Source organism: Micromonospora sp. NPDC048868, assembly GCF_043198195.1.
GTDB classification, from domain to species: domain Bacteria; phylum Actinomycetota; class Actinomycetes; order Mycobacteriales; family Micromonosporaceae; genus Micromonospora; species Micromonospora reichwaldensis.
The window spans coordinates 101,979-120,573 of sequence record NZ_JBICUN010000016.1; the positions used below are offsets into that span (position 1 = coordinate 101,979).

14 protein-coding genes and 1 pseudogene are annotated in these 18,595 nt (G+C 75.1%); 6 read left to right on the forward strand and 9 right to left on the reverse strand.

Annotation, left to right across the window (positions count from 1 at the left end):
* Window positions 1–84: 84 nt before the first annotated feature.
* The 6 genes and pseudogenes from ACGFNF_RS23020 to ACGFNF_RS23045 all read right to left on the reverse strand — a co-directional run bounded on the left by ACGFNF_RS23020 (window position 85) and on the right by ACGFNF_RS23045 (window position 6,437).
* Window positions 85–1,224 carry an acyl-CoA dehydrogenase family protein gene (locus ACGFNF_RS23020; protein WP_357577947.1) on the reverse strand — a complete coding sequence of 380 codons (1,140 nt, stop codon included), beginning with the start codon at window positions 1,222–1,224 and terminating at the stop codon, window positions 85–87.
* On the reverse strand, window positions 1,221–2,945 hold the full coding sequence (locus tag ACGFNF_RS23025; RefSeq protein WP_357577946.1) for an acyclic terpene utilization AtuA family protein: 1,725 nt from the start codon (window positions 2,943–2,945) through the stop codon (window positions 1,221–1,223). Before ACGFNF_RS23025 ends, ACGFNF_RS23020 begins: the two co-directional genes overlap by 4 nt.
* A gap of 125 nt (window positions 2,946–3,070) precedes the next feature.
* A pseudogene (locus tag ACGFNF_RS23030) lies at window positions 3,071–3,850 on the reverse strand (TIGR03084 family metal-binding protein); the annotation flags it as partial.
* A gap of 68 nt (window positions 3,851–3,918) precedes the next feature.
* Complete coding sequence (locus ACGFNF_RS23035) at window positions 3,919–4,521, reverse strand: TetR/AcrR family transcriptional regulator (RefSeq protein ID WP_357577945.1); 603 nt, start codon at window positions 4,519–4,521, stop codon at window positions 3,919–3,921.
* A 409-nt stretch (window positions 4,522–4,930) separates the two neighbouring features.
* Window positions 4,931–5,674 carry a metallophosphoesterase family protein gene (locus ACGFNF_RS23040; protein WP_357577944.1) on the reverse strand — a complete coding sequence of 248 codons (744 nt, stop codon included), beginning with the start codon at window positions 5,672–5,674 and terminating at the stop codon, window positions 4,931–4,933.
* 85 nt (window positions 5,675–5,759) lie between these two features.
* Window positions 5,760–6,437: a Crp/Fnr family transcriptional regulator gene (locus tag ACGFNF_RS23045; RefSeq protein WP_089003062.1), complete on the reverse strand. Its 678-nt coding sequence runs from the start codon at window positions 6,435–6,437 to the stop codon at window positions 5,760–5,762.
* A gap of 216 nt (window positions 6,438–6,653) precedes the next feature.
* On the opposite strand from ACGFNF_RS23045, the gene ACGFNF_RS23050 reads away from it, so the two are divergent.
* From ACGFNF_RS23050 to ACGFNF_RS23075, 6 genes are all read left to right on the forward strand, one after another.
* On the forward strand, window positions 6,654–7,316 hold the full coding sequence (locus tag ACGFNF_RS23050; protein WP_357577943.1) for an adenosylcobinamide amidohydrolase: 663 nt from the start codon (window positions 6,654–6,656) through the stop codon (window positions 7,314–7,316).
* Between the two features lie 56 nt (window positions 7,317–7,372).
* A complete protein-coding gene (locus tag ACGFNF_RS23055; RefSeq protein WP_357577942.1) occupies window positions 7,373–8,536 on the forward strand; it encodes a CapA family protein in 1,164 nt (387 codons plus the stop codon).
* A 61-nt stretch (window positions 8,537–8,597) separates the two neighbouring features.
* Window positions 8,598–9,386: an endonuclease III gene (nth, locus tag ACGFNF_RS23060; RefSeq protein WP_357577941.1), complete on the forward strand. Its 789-nt coding sequence runs from the start codon at window positions 8,598–8,600 to the stop codon at window positions 9,384–9,386.
* 103 nt (window positions 9,387–9,489) lie between these two features.
* Window positions 9,490–10,113, forward strand: a complete 624-nt coding sequence (locus tag ACGFNF_RS23065; RefSeq protein ID WP_357577968.1) for a TlpA disulfide reductase family protein — start codon at window positions 9,490–9,492, stop codon at window positions 10,111–10,113.
* A gap of 141 nt (window positions 10,114–10,254) precedes the next feature.
* Complete coding sequence (locus ACGFNF_RS23070) at window positions 10,255–10,947, forward strand: CoA pyrophosphatase (RefSeq protein WP_311413207.1); 693 nt, start codon at window positions 10,255–10,257, stop codon at window positions 10,945–10,947.
* Between the two features lie 63 nt (window positions 10,948–11,010).
* A complete protein-coding gene (locus ACGFNF_RS23075; RefSeq protein ID WP_393170535.1) occupies window positions 11,011–12,189 on the forward strand; it encodes a MarP family serine protease in 1,179 nt (392 codons plus the stop codon).
* A gap of 4 nt (window positions 12,190–12,193) precedes the next feature.
* Here ACGFNF_RS23075 and ACGFNF_RS23080 read toward each other — a convergent pair whose 3' ends face one another.
* From ACGFNF_RS23080 to eccCa, 3 genes are all read right to left on the reverse strand, one after another.
* A complete protein-coding gene (locus tag ACGFNF_RS23080; RefSeq protein ID WP_393170537.1) occupies window positions 12,194–12,964 on the reverse strand; it encodes a phosphatase PAP2 family protein in 771 nt (256 codons plus the stop codon).
* Between the two features lie 125 nt (window positions 12,965–13,089).
* Entirely contained in the window at window positions 13,090–14,427 is a 1,338-nt protein-coding gene (gene mycP / locus ACGFNF_RS23085; protein ID WP_393170539.1) for a type VII secretion-associated serine protease mycosin, read from the reverse strand.
* 143 nt (window positions 14,428–14,570) lie between these two features.
* Complete coding sequence (eccCa, locus tag ACGFNF_RS23090) at window positions 14,571–18,539, reverse strand: type VII secretion protein EccCa (protein WP_393170541.1); 3,969 nt, start codon at window positions 18,537–18,539, stop codon at window positions 14,571–14,573.
* Between the last annotated feature and the right edge of the window lie 56 nt (window positions 18,540–18,595).

Below are 18,595 nucleotides of genomic sequence, written 5' to 3' on the forward strand. Positions count from 1 at the left end.
CGCAAACCCGGCTCACTCCTCGCACTCACAGGGCCTCCTTCGTTCGTGACTGCGGGGCTCGCAAACCCGGCTCACTCCTCGCACTCACAGGCCCATGCCTTTCGCGATGATCTCGTTCATGATCTCGGTGGTGCCGCCGCCGATGCCGAGGATCCGGGCGTCGCGGTAGTGCCGCTCCACCTCGGCGTCGCGCAGGTAGCCGTAGCCGCCGTGCAGTTGGAGCGCCTGGTCGACCACCTCGGCGCAGGCGGCCACCGCGACGTTCTTCGCCATCGCCACCTCGGTCACCACCGGCTCGCCCGCCGCCACCCGGGCCGCCACCTCGTGCACGTACGCGCGGGCCGCCTCGGCGCGGGTGTGCATCTCGGCCAGCCGGTGCCGGATCAGTTGTCGGCTCGCCAGGGGGCGGCCGAACGTGGACCGGTCCCGGCACCAGCGCACCGTCAGCTCGACGGAGCGCTGCGCGATGGCGTATGCCTGGGTGGCCAGCGAGAGCCGCTCCGCGGCGAAGTTCTGCATGATCGCCAGGAAGGCGGTGTCCTCCGCGCCGACCCGGTTCGTCACCGGCACCCGGACGTCGACGAAGGACAGCTCGGCGGTGTCGGAGCAGTGCCAGCCGAGCTTCTCCAGCCGACGTCCGACCGTGAAGCCCGGCGTACCCTTGTCGATCACCAGCAGGGTCAGGGCGCCGGTGCCCGGCGGCAGGGTGCAGACGGCGGTGGTCACGAAGTCGGCCCGGACGCCGCTGGTGATGTAGGTCTTCGACCCGTTGACCACGTAGTGGTCGCCGTCGCGCTGGGCGTGGCTGCGGATGCTCGCCACGTCCGAGCCGCCGTCCGGTTCGGTGATCGCCAACGCGCCGATCATGGTGCCGGCAAGCGTGGGCCGGACGTACCGGTCGATCAGCTCCGCGTCGCCGGAGGCGACGATGTGCGGCAGGGCGATGCCGTGGGTGAACAGCGCCGCGATCAGCCCGGACGAGCCGCCGGAGCGGATGATCTCCTCGGTGACGAGGATCGAGTCGAGCAGGTCCCCGCCGCTACCCCCGACCGCCTCTGGGAAGCCGATGCCGAGCAGGCCGAGCTTGGCGGCGGTGGCGTGCAGTTCCCGCGGAATCTCGCCGGCCCGCTCCCAGTCGTCCAGGTGCGGCAGCACCTCCCGGGTGACGAAGGCCCGGGTCAGCTCCCGCAGTTGCCGGCGCTCCGGCGTGTCCACGATGGTCATCGGTTCTCCCGGGGCGTCGCGCCGCCGGCCGGGGAGTCCGGGCCGGGCGTGAGCTCCGTTGGCAGGTCGACGAGCCGGGAGCGGAGCAGCTCGCCGAGCGCCTTGGCCTGCGGATCGAACCGGGTGGAGGCGGCCACCCCCTGCCCGAGCAGGCCCCGGACGACGAAGTTGACGGCCCGCAGGTTCGGCAGCTCGTACCGCTCCACGGTCAGCGGCGCGGTCTCCGGCAGCAGCTCGCGCAGCCGCGCGGTGGTCAGCCAGCCGCGCAGCCACGACCAGGTGGCGTCGGTGCGGGCCCAGACGCCCAGGTTGGCGTCGCCGCCCTTGTCGCCGGAGCGCGCCCCGACCAGCTCGCCGAGCGGCGCGCGCCGGGTGAGCCGGTCGGCCGGCGGGCCGTCCGCCTCCGGGGCGGTCGCCGGCCCGTCCGCCGGGGCGGCGGTGCGGGACGGCGGTGGGATCGACACCCGCTCGCCGGAGGGGAGCACCGCGACGTGCGGCACCGTGTCCTGCGGCACGGCGTCGGCGGTGAACACCCCGTAGGGCGTCGCGTCGCCCGGCAGCGTGGTCAGCGTGCAGCCGGGGTAGGAGGCCAGGGCCAGTTCCACCGCGGCGGCCGAGAAGGCCCGCCCGGCCCGCGCCTTGTCGCCGTCGCGCAGGTGTACGTGCAGCAGCGCGCTCGCCGCCTCGGTGTCGACCGCGTCGGCGTGGTCGGTACGGGCCAGGGTGAACTCCAGCCCCTCCGTACCGACCGCCGCCTCGACCTGGCTCCGCACCAGGGCCGCCTTGGCGGGGATGTCGAGCCCGCACAGGACGAAGGTCATCGAGTTGCGGAAGCCGCCGAGGTTGTTGACGCCCACCTTGAGGGTGCCCGGCGGGGGCGTACCCCGGACGCCGCTCACCCGTACCCGGTCCGGCCCGTCGGCGGCCAGCTCCACCGTGTCCAGCCGGGTCACCACGTCCGGCCCGAGGTAGGCCGGGCCGCCGACCTCGTAGAGCAGCTGGGCGGTGACCGTCTCCACGGTGACCGCGCCGCCCGTGCCCGGGTGCTTGGTGATCACGCAGGAGCCGTCGGGGTGCAGCTCGGCGACCGGGAAGCCGGGGCACCGCCCGCCGTCGGGCAGCTCCGTGAAGAAGCTGAAGTTGCCCCCCGTCACCTGCGCCCCGCACTCGACCAGGTGACCGGCGACGGTCGCCCCGGCCAGCGCGTCCAGGTCGTCGCGCCCCCAGCCGAACCGGGCGATCGCCGGCCCGACCACCAGGGACGCGTCGGTCACCCGGCCGGTGACCACCACGTCCGCCCCGCCGTCCAGGCAGGCCGCGATGCCGTACGCCCCCAGGTAGGCGTTCGCCGTCAGCGCGTCCGGGCGGGCGAGGGCGTCGCCCTCGACGTACCCGACCCGGACGGTCAGGCCGAGCCGGTCGGCGAGGGACCCGATGGCGGCGGCCAGACCGGCCGGGTTCAGCCCGCCGGCGTTTGTCACGATCCGTATGCCCCGGTCCAGCGCCGTGCCTAGGCAGCCCTCCAGTTGCCGGAGGAAGGTCTTCGCGTAGCCGAGGGAGGAGTCGCGCAGCCGGTCCCGGCCGAGGATCAGCATGGTCAGCTCGGCGAGGTAGTCCCCGGTCAGCACGTCCAGGTCGCCGCCGTCGAGCATCTCCCGCCACGCCGTGAACCGGTCGCCGTAGAAGCCGGAGGCGTTGCCCACCCGCAGTACGTCGCTCACGCCGGCACCCCGCCCGCCACGCCGGTCCGGCCGGCCGCCCCGGCAGCGGGGACCGCGTCGGTCGCGTCGGCCGCGTCGGCCGTGTCCGCCGTGTCGGTCGCGTCGGGTGCGTCGGCCGTGCCGGGTGCGGGGGCCGTCGGCGGGCGGCCGGGACCCGGCGGGCCGGCGAAGGCCTGCGCGACGTCCAGCCAGGCGTCGGCGACCGGGCCGGTCGCCGCCAGCGCCAGGTCCGCGCGGTGCCTCCGCTGGGTGACCAGCAGGCAGAAGTCGAGCGCGGGACCGGTGACCCGGTCGGCGGCGTCGGCCGGCCCGTACGTCCAGGTGTCCCCGTCCGGCGCCGCCAGCTCGACCCGCACCGGCGCCGTCGGCACCGGCCGGCCGTGGGCGGCGAAGCTGTGGCCGAGGGTACGGAAGCCGAGGTGCGCCACGTGCCGCAGTCGGGCCGTGCCGGGGCGGGTGACGCCGAGCGCGTCGGCCACGTCCGTGCCGTGCGCCCAGGTCTCCATGATCCGGGCGGTGGCCATCGAGGCGGCCGACATCCGGGTGCCGAACCAGGGCAGCTTCCCGCCCGCCGGCACGCGTGCCAACGCGTCGGTGAGCGCCGCCCGGCCGGCCCGCCAGCGGGGAAGCAACTCGCTCGGCGGGGCGAGGAACTCCGCCACTCCGACGTCGACGAGCCGGGCCGGGTCGGGGGCAGCGAGCACGACGGCGAGGAACGCCTCGGCGTCGGTGGCGGCGAGCAGTGCGACGTGGTCGGTCCAGGCGAGGTGGGCGATCTGGTGCCCGACGGTCCAGCCCGGGGACGGCGTGGCACGTCCCCAGTCGGTCGGCGGGCGGGTCACCAGGTCGTCGAGCTGCTGGGACTCGTCGGCCAGGTCCGCGAGCAGGTCCTTGAGGTCGACCATGGTGCCTCCGGAGGGCTGGGCGGGCGGCCAGGGCGGGCCGGTCGGGGCGGGGCGGTCAGGGCGGGCGATCAGGGGGTGAGCAGGGTGGCGAGCTGGCGCTTCCAGGTGTGCAGCAGGGCGGCGCGGCGGGCCGAGTCGTCGTTGAGCAGGTTGGCCACGCCGAGCCCGCGGAGCAGGTCGAGGGTCGCCTGCACCGCCTCGCGTACGCCCGGACGGCGTTCGTCCACGTCGAGCAGCGCGACGGTGAGCCGGTGCATCTCGCGGCCGACCCGGGCCTCCAGCGGCACCAGGGCCTCGCGCAGCTCCCGGTCGGTGCGCGCGGCGACCCACAGTTCGAGGGCGGCGACGAAGAGCGGGCCGGTGAAGGCCGCGCCGAGCAGGTCAATCACCCGGTCGAGCCGCTGCGGGCCGGGCGGCAGTGCCTCGGCCTCGGTGCGCAGCTCCTCCGCCCGCCGCTCCGCGAGGTGGGCGACGGCAGCCGTGACCAGCGCGGCCTTGGTGGGATAGTGGTGCAACTGGGCGCCGCGCGAGACGCCGGCGCGGGCCGCGACGACGGTGGTGGTGGTGCCGGACCAGCCGTGCTCGACCAGGCACTCGACGGTCGCCTCCAGCAGCCGCGCCTGGGTGGCGCGGCTGCGTTCCTGCTGAGGGACGCGGGTCGATGCGGACATGGGGACAGCGTGCCGCCGCAGAAACAAACAGTCAAGACTGACTTTTTCTGCGGTGCGGGTGACCCGGCCGCGTGCCTCGCCGGCTCCGGTGCTCGCAGGACCGCCGTCCCCGCCACCGCGATGCCTCGGCGTGCTCGGTGTCGGCCACGTAGCCGGCTGGCCGTGGCCAGCGTGGCGGGCAGGGCGGCGGATGACCTACGGGGCGCTGTCGAGCTGATGTCGTAGACGACTCATGCGCGACCGCGCCCCTCAAGGTGACCGCAGAGACGTGGCGCTGGATTCCACTGATGTCGTAGACGATTCAGTTCGACAGGGCGGTGGCCGGGTTCTTCCTCCGGTCTTCCCTCCGCGTCCCGTCAGGCGCGTCCCACGTCCCGTCGCCCGCATCGCCCGTCGCGCCGGCCGGTGCTCAGCGGCCGTCGCGCGGGGCGAAGACCGCGAGGGCCGCGGCGTCGCTGTGTCGGGAGCGCAGGTACTCGTCCGCCCAGTCGGCGGCGTCGGGAAAGCCCGACTCGGCCGCCACCCGGGCGCAGGCCGCGTCCACGTCGAAGGGGGTACGCCGCAGGTCCACGCCGGGACCGAGGAGCGCCCAGAAGGCGCCGGGGCCGCCGTAGGGCATCCCGATGCTGCCCGGGTTGACGATCAGCCGGCGGTCGGCCAGCCGGGTGAACGGCATGTGGGTGTGCCCGCAGACCACCGTTCCGACCTCGGCGGGGACGTCGGCGAGCACCTCCGCCCAGCGTTCCATCCGGGAGTCGACGAGCACGACCTCCTCGTCGTCGCGGGGGGTGGCGTGGCAGAACAACACCGGACCGAGTCCGGCGACCTCCAGGGTGACCGTCAGCGGCAGCGCCGCCAACCGGGCCACCTGGTCGTCGCGCAGCTGCTCCGCCGCCCAGTTGGAGACGTCGACCGGGGACGGGCGCCCGGCCCGGGTCTCCACCAGCTCGCGGTCCGCGTTGCCGCGCACCCAGCAGGCCCGGTCGCCCAGGCCGGCGAGCACGTCCAGCACCTCGACCGGCTGCGGGCCGGCCGCGATGTCGCCGGTGAGCACGATCAGGTCGGCGGCGGCGACGTCCGGCTCGGCCAGCACGGCCTCCAGCGCCGGCAGCGCACCGTGGATGTCGGAGAGAACGGCGACCCGGTTCAGCATCGCTCCACCGTGCCCACCGGCCCGTGCCGGAGTCCAGCGATTCTGCCCCGGGCAGACAGAGCCCGGGGCAGATCAGCCGGGTGCGTCAGACGCGGGCGCGGCGGGCCAGACGCTCCGGGTCGAGGATGATGATGCTCTTGCCGTCCAGGCGCAGCCACCCACGCGAGGCGAAGTCGGCCAGCGCCTTGTTGACGGTCTCCCGGGAGGCGCCGACGAGCTGGGCGATCTCCTCCTGGGTGAGGTCGTGGGTCACCCGCAGCACGCCGCCGTCGCGGGTGCCGAAGCGGCCGGCCATCTGGAGCAGGTTCTTGGCGACGCGGCCGGGCACGTCCGTGAAGATCAGGTCGGCCAGCGAGTCGTTCGTCCGCCGCAGCCGGCGGGCGAGCACGCGGAGCAGCTGCTCGGCGATCTCCGGCCGGTTGTTCAGCCACGGGCGCAGGGCCTGCTTGCGCAGCCGCACCAGCCGGGTGTCGGTCACCGCGGTGGCGGTCGCCGTGCGGGGGCCGGGGTCGAAGAGCGACAGCTCGCCCACCATGTCCGACGGGCCCATCACCGCGATCAGGTTCTGCCGGCCGTCGGCAGCCCGCCGACCGACCTTGATCTTGCCGGACAGCAGGATGTAGAGACTGTCGCCGGGCTCGCCCTCGTTGAAGACGATCTCGCCCTTGCGGACCTCGAGCGTCTCCATCTCCTTGGCGAGCGCCTCGGCAGCCTCCGGGTCGACGCCCTGGAAGATCCCGCTGCGGGCCAGTACCTCGTCCATCGCGCACCTCCGCCTGCGCGTGCCGTCCGTCGGCCGGGTCCGCCGTCCGCTGATCCCTCGCGCGTCGCCAGTCTAGGCGCACGTGAGCAGCAATCAGAGGTGCACCCCTGGAAACTTGATCGTTGGGCGTAACCTGCCGGGCCTGATCAAGCAGTAAAATCGCGCGCCCTCCGGACGCCGATCCCGCCCCCGACACCCGGGTCGTAGGGTCACCACGTGCTGAGTGAACCCGTGCTGACCGCCCGCCAGGAGGGCGGTCGGGACGTTCCGCTGCTGTTCTGGCGCGCCGACCGCCCGCTGCGCGCGGTCAGTTCCGCGCCGCTGGGCGGCGGGATCGGCGTCCGGCACTGGGTCGTCAACGCGACCGTGCCCATGTCGTACGACCGGGACGACCCCGCCGACCACCTGGCCGAACTGGCCGACCGGCTCGACCTCGACGGGCCCGGGGTGGGCCTGCTGACCGGGGTGGACGTCGCCGAGGTGGTCGCCCGGACGGACACCGGCGTGCGGGTCTGGGCGACGGTCGGCCTGGGCACCCCGGTCCGGGCGGCAGAGCCCGCCCCGGCGGCGCTGGCCCAGCGCGTCGGCACCGTCAACATCGTCGTGTACGTCCCGGCCCGGCTCGGCGACGCCGCCCTCGTCAACGCGGTGGCCACCGCCACCGAGGCGAAGGCGCAGGCGATCGCCGAGTTGGGCGTGCCGGGCACCGGCACCCCGACGGACGCGGTCACCGTGCTCTGCCCGGTCGACGGCCCCGAGTCGGCGTACGGCGGACCGCGCTCCACCTGGGGCGCCCCGCTGGCCCGGGCCGTGCACGCCGCCGTGACGGCCGGCGGGGCGGGCACCGTGGTCCCGTGGTCGGACCGACTGGTGGGCTGAGACTCCGTCCGATCGGCCCTCGTTTCGGCGTTGCCCACCCGATAAGGTCGCGCTCGATGTACGCTGCCGCCTCCTCTCCGCGTCGCCGGGCCGCACTCGCCCTCGGCGGACTGCTCGCCGTCCTGCTCACCGCCGGCTGCGGAGGTCCCGGGTCCGGGTCCGACGCGGTCTGGCAGCCCGGCGCGGGCGGCGGCAACACCGGCGCCCCGGTCCGCTCCGGCGAGCCCACGAGCACCACACCGCCCGCCGAGCAGGCGATCTCGCTCTCGGCGACCGGCGACATCATCATGGGCAACGCGCCGAACCGGCTGCCCCCCAACGGCGGGAAGGGCTTCTTCGACTCGGTCGAGAAGGCGCTCGCCGCCGACCTGGTGATGGGCAACCTGGAGGAGCCACTCACCGTCGACACCGGCACCGGCAAGTGCGGCCCGAACTCGACCCGCTGCTTCCAGTTCCGGGCCCCGCCGGAGTACGCCGCGCACCTGCGCGACGCGGGCTTCGACCTGCTCAACCAGGCCAACAACCACGGCTACGACTTCGGGCCGAAGGGCTACGAGAACACCCAGAAGGCGCTGGAGAAGTACGACCTCGCGCACACCGGGGCGCCCGACCAGATCACCGTGGTCGACGTCAAGGGGGTCAAGGTCGCGGTCGCCGGCTTCTCGTCGTACGTCTGGTCCAACAGCCTCACCGACATCGCCGCCGCGAAGAAGGTGATCACCAAGGCGGCCGGCATGGCCGACATCGTGGTGGTGCAGGTGCACATGGGCGGCGAGGGCTCCGAGAAGACGCGGGTGCGGCCCGGCACCGAGATGTTCCTCGGCGAGAACCGGGGCGACCCGGTCAAGTTCTCGAAGGCGATGATCGACGCCGGGGCGGACCTGATCGTCGGGCACGGCCCGCACGTGCTGCGCGGCATGGAGTTCTACAAGGGCCGGCTGATCGCGTACAGCCTGGGCAACTTCGCCGGTGGGGGAAACTCGCTGAGCAACGCCGGCCGGCTCGGCTGGGGCGGGGTGCTGAAGGTCTCGCTGAAGCCGGACGGGAGCTGGGCCGGCGGCTCGTTCGTCTCGACGTACATGAACTCCATCGGCAAGCCGACCATGGACAAGGACGACCGCGGGCTGGGCCTGATGAAGCAGCTCACCAAGAGCGACTTCCCGGAGACCGGCGCCGGCTTCGACGACTCCGGCGAGATCAGCGCGCCGCAGGGCGGCTGACCGGGGCGGCGCGGCGCGTGGACCCGGCCGACCGTCGGCCGGGCGACGTAGGCTGGCCGGCGTGACCACGAGTTCCTCCGGCTTCACCGAGACCGACCTCGGGCGCACCCGTCGCGCCCGCCGGATCGGCCGGGCGCTGACCGACACCCACCCTGACGCGCACTGTGAACTGGACCACTCCAACGCCCTGGAGCTGGCCGTCGCGACGATCCTCTCCGCGCAGTGCACGGACAAGAAGGTCAACGAGGTCACCCCGAAGCTCTTCGCCCGCTACCCGAGCGCGGCCGACTACGCGGGGGCGGACCGGGCGGAGCTGGAGGAGCTGATCCGGCCCACCGGCTTCTACCGTAACAAGACCGACTCGCTGATCAAGCTCGGCCAGGCCCTCGTGGAGCGGTACGACGGCCGCGTCCCCGGCAAGCTCGCCGACCTGGTGACGCTGCCCGGCATCGGCCGCAAGACCGCCAACGTCATCCTCGGCAACGCCTTCGACGTCCCCGGGATCACCGTCGACACGCACTTCCAGCGGCTGGTCCAGCGCTGGCGGCTGACCGCCGAGACCGACCCCGTCAAGATCGAGCACGCGATCGGGGCGCTCTTCCCCCGGCGCGACTGGACCATGCTGTCGCACCGCATCATCTTCCACGGCCGCCGGGTCTGCCACGCCCGCAAGCCGGCCTGCGGCGCGTGCACGCTGACGAAGCTGTGCCCGTCGTACGGCACCGGTCCGACCGAGTCGGCGGCGGCCGCGAAGCTGCTCAAGGGCCCCCGGGCCCGGGACCTGGCGGTGGCGGCCGGGGTCGACCCGGAGCTGGTGCCGGTCCAGGCCGTCGTGGCGGAGGCACCGTGAGCGCGAGGAGTGAGCCGGTGTTGCGAGCCCCGCAGTCGCGAACCGAGGTATCGCTGTGAGCGCGAGGAGTGAGCCGGTGTTGCGAGCCCCGCAGTCGCGACCGGTGAAGCGCCGGCTCGCCGCCCTGCTCGTACCCGTGCTGCTGGCCGTCGCGGGGTGCACCGCCGGCGCCGAGGAGAAGGACCCGGGCCCCACCGACCGGCAGAAGGCCGCCGCCAGCCGGCCGTCTCCCTTCCAGGACTGCTCCGCCCTCGGTACGCCGCCCGCGTCCGCCGCACCCGCCGCCCCGTCCGGGGGCGGGGGCCAGGCGCTGCCCGAGCTGACCCTGAACTGCTTCACCGGCGGCGCCCCGGTCGCCCTGCGCGACCTGCGCGGTCCGGCGGTGATCAACGTCTGGGCCTCCTGGTGCCCGCCCTGCCGCAAGGAGCTGCCCGCCTTCCAGCGGCTCAGCCAGCGGGCCGCCGGCCAGCTCCAGGTGGTCGGGGTCAACAACCAGGACGGCCGCGAGGCGGCCCAGGCCATCGGCGAGGACTTCGGCGTCCGCTTCCCGGTGCTGGTCGACCAGGGTGAGCGCCTGAAGCGGGAGCTGAACCGCAAGGCCATCCCCCTGACCGTCTTCGTCGACGGGCAGGGCCGCATCCGGCACATCGACTCCAGCGGCGCCCTCGACGACGCCCGGCTGGCGGACCTGGTCCGCCAGCACCTCGGCGTGACGGTGCCGGCATGAGCCGTCCGGCACGCGCGACGGGGCGCGGGGGTGCGGGCACGGGCCACCGGCGGGGCGCGGGGGTGCGGGCGTGAGCCGCGCTGTGCGTTCGGGGCGCTGGCCCGCGGGCACGGGCCACCGGCGGGGCGCGGGGGTGCGGGCGTGAGCCGGCGTCCGCCGGGCTGGTTCGACCCGCTGCTGACCCGGCTCGGCAGCGCGCGCAGCGAGGACTTCACCCGGCTGGTCACCCCGGAGAGCGGGGGGCGGGAGAGCGCGGTGCTGGTGCTGCTCGGCGAGGAGCCCGGCGCCGGCCCGGACGTGCTGATCCTCCAGCGGGCGGCCACCCTGCGCAACCACGCCGGGCAGCCCGCCTTCCCCGGCGGCGCGGCCGACCCGGAGGACGCCGACGCCCGGGCGACCGCCCTGCGTGAGGCGAACGAGGAGGTCGGCCTCGACCCGACAAGCGTCACCGTCCTGGCGGAGCTGCCGAAGCTCTGGATCCCGGTCAGCGACTTCGTGGTCACCCCGGTGCTCGCCTGGTGGCACGCGCCGCACCCGGTGCACCCCCGGGAGCCGGCCGAGGTGGCGCACGTGGCCCGGCTGCCGGTCGCCGAGCTGGTCGACCCGGCGAACCGGATGCGGGTCCGCCACCCGAGCGGCTGGATCGGCCCGGCCTTCTCGGCGCGCGGGATGCTGGTCTGGGGCTTCACCGCCGGGGTGCTGGCCGCCCTGCTCGACATGGGCGGCTGGGCCCGGCCGTGGCCCCGCGACCGGGTCGTGGACCTGCCGCCGACCGGGGCCACCCCGGCGCCCTCGGCCGGCACCGACGCGGTCGACGAGACCCCGGTGCGCTGACCGGACGGTCACCTTCCGCAAGCGATGGTCATCTCGCGAGCCCGGTGCCCGTACGCTTGACGCGTGTCCGCCGTGGATCTCGTACTGCTGCTGCTCATGCTCGTGTTCGCGATCAGCGGATACCGCCAGGGCTTCGTCATCGGGGTGCTGTCGTTCTCCGGCTTCTTCCTGGGCGCGCTGGTGGGCCTCCAGCTGGGGCCGCTGCTGGCACAGCAGTTCGTCGACAGCGGCACCCGGGTGCTGATCTCCCTGGTGGCGATCTTCGGGCTGGCGGTGGTCGGCCAGGCGCTCGCCGGCTGGATCGGTTCGCACCTGCGCAAGACGATCACCAGTGACGTCGCCAAGCGGGTCGACGACGTCGGCGGGGCGTTCGTCTCGCTCTTCGCCGTCCTGCTGGTCGCCTGGCTCGTCGCGGTGCCGCTCGGCTCGTCGTCGCTGCCCTGGCTGGCCTCCTCGGTGCGCAACAGCGCGCTGCTCACCGTGGTCGACCGGGTCCTGCCCGACCAGGCGCAGCAGCTCTCCACGGCGCTGCGGGACACCGTCGACACCAACGGCTTCCCCGACGTCTTCGGCGACCTGGCACCCACCCGCGCCCGTCAGGTGTCCCCGCCGGATCCGGCGCTCGCCGGCTCGCAGGTGGTGGTCAACAGCCAGCGTTCGGTGGTCAAGGTGCTCGGCTCCGCCCCGAGCTGCTCGCGCCGGATCGAGGGCTCCGGCTTCGTCTACGCCGACGACCGGGTGATGACCAACGCGCACGTCGTCGCCGGCACCCGGTCCACCGTCGTCGAGCTGAACGGCGAGCGGTACGACAGCAAGGTGGTCGTCTACGACCCCGACCGGGACCTGGCCGTCCTGCACGTGCCCGGGCTGCCCGGCCCGTCGATGCGCTTCGCGGCCGGCAACGCGGGCAGCGGCGCCGACGCGATCGTGCTGGGCTTCCCGCTCGACGGGCCGTACAACGCCCAGTCGGCGCGGATCCGGGACGTCGACCGGATCACCGGGCCGGACATCTACTCCGGCGGCAACGTGACCCGGGAGGTCTACACGATCCGGGCGCTCGTGCAGAGCGGCAACTCCGGTGGCCCGCTGGTCTCGTCGAACGGGCTGGTGCTCGGGGTGATCTTCGCGGCGGCGGCCGACGATCCGAACACCGGCTTCGCGGTGACCGCGGCCGAGGCCCGTCCCGTCGCCCTCGCCGGCGCCGAGCGCACCCGCGCCGTCGGCACCGGCGAGTGCACCTGACCGGTCAGCTCCCCGTACCCGTCGGCCCGTGACCCGTGGGCGGCGCCGGGCGCCCGGGCGGGTCGGCCCGCCAGACGGTGAGGGCGGCGGCGGTCGCGGCCACCACGGCCGCGCCGAGCAGCCAGCCGGCCAGCACGTCGCTGGTCCAGTGCACGCCGAGGGCCACCCGGCTGAATCCGGTCACCAGGGCGAGCAGCAGGGCGGCCGTCCACACCACCCGGCGCCCGGCCGGCCGGGCGTACGGGAGGAAAACCACCAGCAGCACCCCGGCGGCGAGGGCGGCGTTGAGCGCGTGCCCGGACGGGAAGGCCAGGCCGGGCGCCTCGGCCACCGGGTCCGGCAGGTCCGGCCGGGGCCGGCCGACGAGCAGCTTGAGCAGCGGGCTGAGCAGGCCGCCGACGGTCATGGTGACGGCCACCCAGACCGCCAGCTGCCGGGCACCCCGGCGGAACAGCCAGAGGACCAGGACGAGGGCGCCGACGCGTAGCGGCATCGGGGCGAACACGTCGGTCCAGAGGGTCATCAGGCGTACCCACGCCGGGTGGTCGGCGGCGTAGCCGACCAGCGCGTCGGTGACCGCCGTGTCCAGCCGGCGCAGCGGGGACCAGTCTCCCAGGACCAGGGCGGCCAGCAGCGTGAACGGCACTGCGACCAGGAACGCGGCAGCCGCGGCGAGGGTCAGCCGCAGGCCCCGGGCGTGGTCCGGGTGCAGGCGGCGGCCCCGCCACGAGGAGCACGGCGGGGCGGCGAGGGTACGTGGGCCGGACGGGCTCATGACAGTGGCCCTACCCGGGACGCGGCCCGCTCAGACCCGTTCGGGGGCGTCCACCCGGTGCCGGTCTGCCCGCGCGGGGCGACGGTGGCTCCTCCCGGCAGGGCGACGACGACCGGACCGGCCGTTCAGGGCGCCGGCGGGCGACGCCACGGCCCGGTGGTGCGCCGGGGCGAGGCCAGCGGGGTCCACTGGCGGAACCGGCGCACCATCAACGCCGCCCCGGTCAGCAGCGCGACGAAGAACGCGGCCCCGGTCCACAGCTGCTCCGGCGTGGTCTCCTCCTGCGCGCCCGCCGGCTGCGCCGCCCAGCGGGACTGCTGGCGCGGCACCGTGAAGCCGCGCGGGTCGCCGCCGACCCCCGCGACGTCGGGCTGCGCCGCCCCCGGGGCCGGGCCGAACCCGACCACGCCCGGCGAGGACTCGTCGTCCAGCGGGTTGCGGCCCACGGGACTCACCTCGGCGTCGAGCGCGGCGACCGGGTCGACCATGCCGTACCCGAAACGGTCGTCCCGGCCGGTGGGGCCGATGTCGCGGGCGGTGGCGAGCAGCCGGTTGACGACGTCGCCGGCGGACATCTCCGGGTAGCGGGCCCGCACCAGCGCGGCGGTGGCGGCGACCAGCGGCGCCGCGAAGCTGGTGCCCTGCACCCGCCAGTAGCCGCCCGGCCGGGCCCCGACCAGGCCGGTCGCGGGGGCGGTGAGCACGGTGGCCCGCCCGGTGATCGAACCGGACCAGAGGTTGTCGCTGTCGCGCTCCGACCCGGCGACCGCGATGACGCCCGGCTCGCGGGCCGGGTACCAGACCTTCGCGTTGGACGAGTTGCCCAGGTTGCCGGTGCAGGCGACCACGACGACGTCCCGGGCGAAGGCGTAGTCGAGCGCCGCCGCCAGGGCGGGGCTGTCGCCGCTGCCGCCGAGCGACAGGTTGATCACGCGGGCGCCGTTGTCGACGGCCCAGCGCACGCCCTTCGCGACGATCAGGGCGTCGTCGTAGCGGTTCTCGGCGTCGAGGACGCGCACCGGGAGGATCCGGGCGTCCGGCGCCAGGCCGACGGCCCCCCGCGCGTCGTCGTTGCGGCCGGCGATCAGCCCGGCCACGGTGGTGCCGTGGCCGACCGGATCGGGGTCGCCGGCGGCACCCCGGGGCGCGACCAGGTCGAGGCCGGGCAGCACCTGGCCGGCCAGGTCGGGATGGGCGGCGTCCACGCCGGAGTCGATCACCGCCACGGTGACCCCCCGCCCGGTCGAGCTGCGCCACGCGGTCTTCGCCTGCAACACGTCGAGCTGCCACTGCTCGTCGCGGACCTGGTCGGGGCGGTTCTTGCTGTCGGGCGCCGCGAGCGCCACCGGGACGACGACGGCCGGCGGGTCGAGGACCGGCCGGGCGGCGGGCTGCGGAGGGGCGGCGTCGGCCGCCGTGACCGGACCCGCGACCGACACGACAGCGGCCGCCAGACCGAGCAACGTACGTCCGGCGATCCGCCGAGCCGCTGGCGGACAGCTGTGCCGCACGGTCGTCACATCCTCAGGCATTCATCGCGACGCAAACATGACGATCGGAGATTACCGGTTCCTCGCCGCCTTGCGGGGCGTTCCCGGGACACCGGTCACGGCGGCGGCAGATGGGCCAACTGGACGAGGCGTACGCCCTCGCGCCGGGTGACCAGCCGGCCGCGCCCCGGGGGCAGCGGACCGGGCCGGACCGGGCCGACCAGCGCCCCCTCCTCCGGGCTGCCCGCCATCACCAGCCCCGAGGTGGACAGTTCGCGCAGGCGCTGAACGAGCGGCTCGTACTGGGCCCGGCCGGCACCGCCCGACCGGCGGGCGAGCACCAGGTGCAGCCCGACGTCCCGGGCGTGCGGCAGGTGCTCCTCCAGGGCGCGCAGCGGGTTGGACGGCCCGCCGGCGACCAGGTCGTAGTCGTCGACCAGCACGAACAGCTCCGGCCCGGACCACCACGACCGCTGCCGCAGCTGCGCGGGCGTGACGTCGGGCCCGGGCGCCCGCCCCGCCATGTAGCCGGCGGCGGACTCGACCAGGTCGGTGGTGTGCGCCGCGGCGGAGCCGTAGCCGATCAGGTGCGGCGACGCCGACTCGGTCAGGTCCACCAGGCTGCGGCGGTAGTCGACCAGGATGACCCGGGCCTGCTCCGGGGTGAACCGGGTCATGATCGAGGTGGCCAGCGCGCGCAGGAACGACGACTTGCCGCACTCGGCGTCGCCGAAGACCACGAAGTGCGGCTCGGTGGCGAAGTCCAGCACCACCGGGCGCAGGTCCGCCTCGGCGATCCCCACCGGGATGCCCAGCCCGGTGGCCGCGGCCAGGTCCAGTTCGACGTACGGGAGCACCGGCGGGAGCAGCCGCACCGGGGGCGCGACCGGGCCGGCCCAGCCCCCGGCGGACTGCTTGACCAGATCCGTGGTGTCCCCGCCCGAGGCGGCGAGCTGCGGCAGCGCGGTGAGGAAGTGCAGGCTCTCCGCCGTGACGCCCCGGCCGGGGGTCTTCTCCGGCACGTTCGCCGCCGCCCGGCGGGCCACCAGCGAGTCGGCCGGGTCGCCGAGGCGCAGCTCCAGCCGGGAACCGAAGAGGTCCCGGATCGCCGGCCGGAAGTCCAGCCAACGCACCGCCGTCGCCACCACGTGCACCCCGTACGACAGCCCCCGGGTGGCCAGGTCGGTGATCAGGGGCTCCAGGTCGTCGTACTCGCCGCGCAGCGTGGCCCAGCCGTCCACCACCAGGAACACGTCGCCGAACGGGTCGGCCCCGGGCTGGCCGGTGCCCGCGAGCGCGGCCCGGCGCTGCCGCCAGGCGGCCATCGACTCCACGCCCAGCTCGGCGAAGCGCTGTTCCCGGTCGACAAGCAGGGTCGCGATCTCGCCGACCGTACGCCGGACGGCCGTCGGGTCGGCGCGGCCGGTGACCCCGCCGACGTGCGGCAGGTCGCGCAGCGCGGCCAGCCCGCCGCCCCCGAAGTCGAGGCAGTAGACCTGCACCTCGGTCGGGGTGTGGGTGAGCGCCAGGGCGCAGATCAGCGTGCGCAGCGCGGTCGACTTGCCGCTCTGCGGGCCGCCGACCACCGCGACGTGGCCGGCGGCGCCGTCCAGCGCCAGCCAGAGCGCGTCGCGGCGCTGCTCGAAGGGCCTGTCGACGACCGCGACCGGCACCTGGAGCGCGCCGTGCAGCTCCGGGTTGCCGAAGGTGAGACCGCGCGCCGGGTCCACGCCGACCGGTCCGAGCAGCTCGTCCAGCGCGGGCGCCCGGCCGAGCGGGGGCAGCCAGACCTGGTGGGCGGGCGGCCCCTGCCCGGCGAGCCGGTCGACCATCAGCTCCAGCAGGCTCTCCGTGCCGCCCTCGTCGGCCGTCGCGGGCAGGGCGGGCGGCCCGACCGGCTCCGGCTTGGGCACCAGGTGGGTGGAGAAGGCGAGCAGGCGCGGTGCCCCGGTGCCGCCCGCGCCGGGTGCCGCACCGCGCCGGCGCAGCGCCCCCGAGACGTACGCGGCCTTGAACCGCACCAGCGGCTCGGTGCCGAAGCGCAGGTAGCCGTGGCCGGGGGAGCGGGGCAGCTCGTGCGCGTCCGGCACCCCGAGCACCGTGCGGGACTCCAGCGCCGAGAAGGTCCGCAGCCCGATCCGGTACGACAGGTGGGTGTCGAGGCCGCGCAGCCGGCCCTCCTCCAGCCGCTGCGAGGCCAGCAGCAGGTGCACGCCGAGCGACCGGCCCAGCCGGCCGATCTGCACGAACAGGTCGATGAAGTCGGGCTTGGCCGAGAGCAGCTCGGAGAACTCGTCGCAGATCAGCAGTAGCGACGGCAGCGGGGCGAGCGGGGTGCCGGCGGCGCGCGCCCGCTCGTAGTCGCGCAGGCTCGCGAAGTTGCCGGCCCGGCGCAGCAGCTCCTGGCGGCGGACCAGCTCGCCGTTGATGGCGTCGACCATCCGGTCGACAAGCGGCAGCGCGTCGGCCAGGTTGGTGATCACCGCGGCGGTGTGCGGCAGCCGGTCGAACGAGGCGAAGGTCGCGCCGCCCTTGAAGTCGATCAGTACGAAGTTGAGCTGCTCCGAGCTGTGCGTGGCGGCCAGCCCGAGCACCAGCGTGCGCAGCAGCTCGGACTTGCCGGAGCCGGTCGCCCCGATCAGCAGGCCGTGCGGCCCCATCCCGTCCTGCGCCGACTCCTTCAGGTCCAGCTCGATGGCGCCGCCGTCGGTGCCCACCCCGATCGGCACCCGCAGCCGCTCCCGGGCGGACCGGGGCGCCCACCCCTGCTCGGCGGTGAAGCTCTCCGGGTCGCCGAGGCCGAGCAGCTCGGGCAGGCCCAGCTCCGCGCCCGGCGGGGCGTCGGGGCCGCGTGCCGCCGTGGCCAGCCGCAGCGGGGCCAGCCGCCGGGCGACGGCCTCCGCGTCGACGAGGTCCAGCCGGTCCGCCGTACCGACCTCGGCGTGCCCGTCGGCGGAGTGGGAGTGCAGCCGGCCCCCGCGCAGCTCCAGCAGCAGCGCGAACCGGTCCAGCAGGCGCGGCGGCGGGGTGTCCAGGTCGATGATCGTGACCGCGTCGATGCCGCCGTCGCCGGTCAGGTCGGTGGCGCCGGTCAGGTCGCCCCCGTCGAGCACCACCACCACGTGCGGGCCGTCGGTGGCCGGGCCGGCGGGGCTGAACCGGGACCGGCTGGCCAGCACCTCGTCCAGCAGCCCCTCCAGCTCGGCCCCGGCGCTGGTGACCAGCCGGACCGGGCCGAGCGCGTCGGTGCGGGTGGGGTGGTGGGCGTGCGGCAGCCACTTGACCCACTCCCAGGCGGCCCGCCGCTCCGGCCCGGCGCAGACGGCGACGAGCAGCTCGTCCGGGGCGTGGAAGACCGCGAGCTGGGCGAGCACCGCCCGGGCCAGCGCCTGGGCGGCGGGTCCGTCGCCGTCGTCGGCCGGGCCGGCGGCCCGTACGAAGACGCGGGCGAAGCTGCGCAGCGAGAGCGCCACCGGCAGGTCGGGCACCACGGAGTACGCGTCCAGGAACCGGCGCAGCGAGCCGGCGGTCATCGGTTCCAGCTCCTCCAGCGGGCGGGTGACCGGGGGAACCAGCGGGGTGGCGAGGGTCTGCGGGCCGACGGCGACCCGGACCACCGCGAAGTCCGGGTCGGTGGGGCGGCGTTCCCAGACCCGGTGGCTGTCGACGGTCGACCAGAGCCGGCCGGGATCCGGGTGCCGGTAGTAGAGCCCGGCGCGCTGCTGCCCGGCGGTCTGCCGGACCCGGCGCCGCAGCACGGTCAGGTGCCGCAGGTAGTCCCGCCGGGCGGCCATCATCTCCGACTTCTTCGGCGTGCCGGAGGCGCTGCCCCACGAGGTCACCAGCATGGCCAGCGAGGAGAGCCCGAACATCCCGCCGACCACGTACGAGTAGGCGCCCCCGCCGCGGCCGAACATCATCGCCATCGCCACGGTGCCGCCGAGCATGGGCAGCACCATGAGCAGCTGCTGCCAGCGCCCGCCAGCGACGGCGGGGATCTCCGGCGGCGCGTCCACCGGCAGCTCACCCACCGGGATCTCCGGCGCCGGTCGGCGGGGCGGCCGCTTGATGACGACAGTGGACACTCGACCTCCTGACAGCGCTCGGTAACCCGAGCCTGGCTCATGGTAGGTAAAGTCCT

Bases quoted from the DNA above. Each gene is read 5' to 3' on its own strand.
- ACGFNF_RS23040 (WP_357577944.1), bottom strand. From the start codon at position 5,674: ATGCTGAACCGGGTCGCCGTTCTCTCCGACATCCACGGTGCGCTGCCG.
- ACGFNF_RS23035 (WP_357577945.1), bottom strand. From the start codon at position 4,521: ATGTCCGCATCGACCCGCGTCCCTCAGCAGGAACGCAGCCGCGCCACC.
- ACGFNF_RS23020 (WP_357577947.1), bottom strand. From the start codon at position 1,224: ATGACCATCGTGGACACGCCGGAGCGCCGGCAACTGCGGGAGCTGACC.
- ACGFNF_RS23045 (WP_089003062.1), bottom strand. From the start codon at position 6,437: ATGGACGAGGTACTGGCCCGCAGCGGGATCTTCCAGGGCGTCGACCCG.
- ACGFNF_RS23080 (WP_393170537.1), bottom strand. From the start codon at position 12,964: ATGAGCCCGTCCGGCCCACGTACCCTCGCCGCCCCGCCGTGCTCCTCG.
- ACGFNF_RS23055 (WP_357577942.1), top strand. From the start codon at position 7,373: ATGTACGCTGCCGCCTCCTCTCCGCGTCGCCGGGCCGCACTCGCCCTC.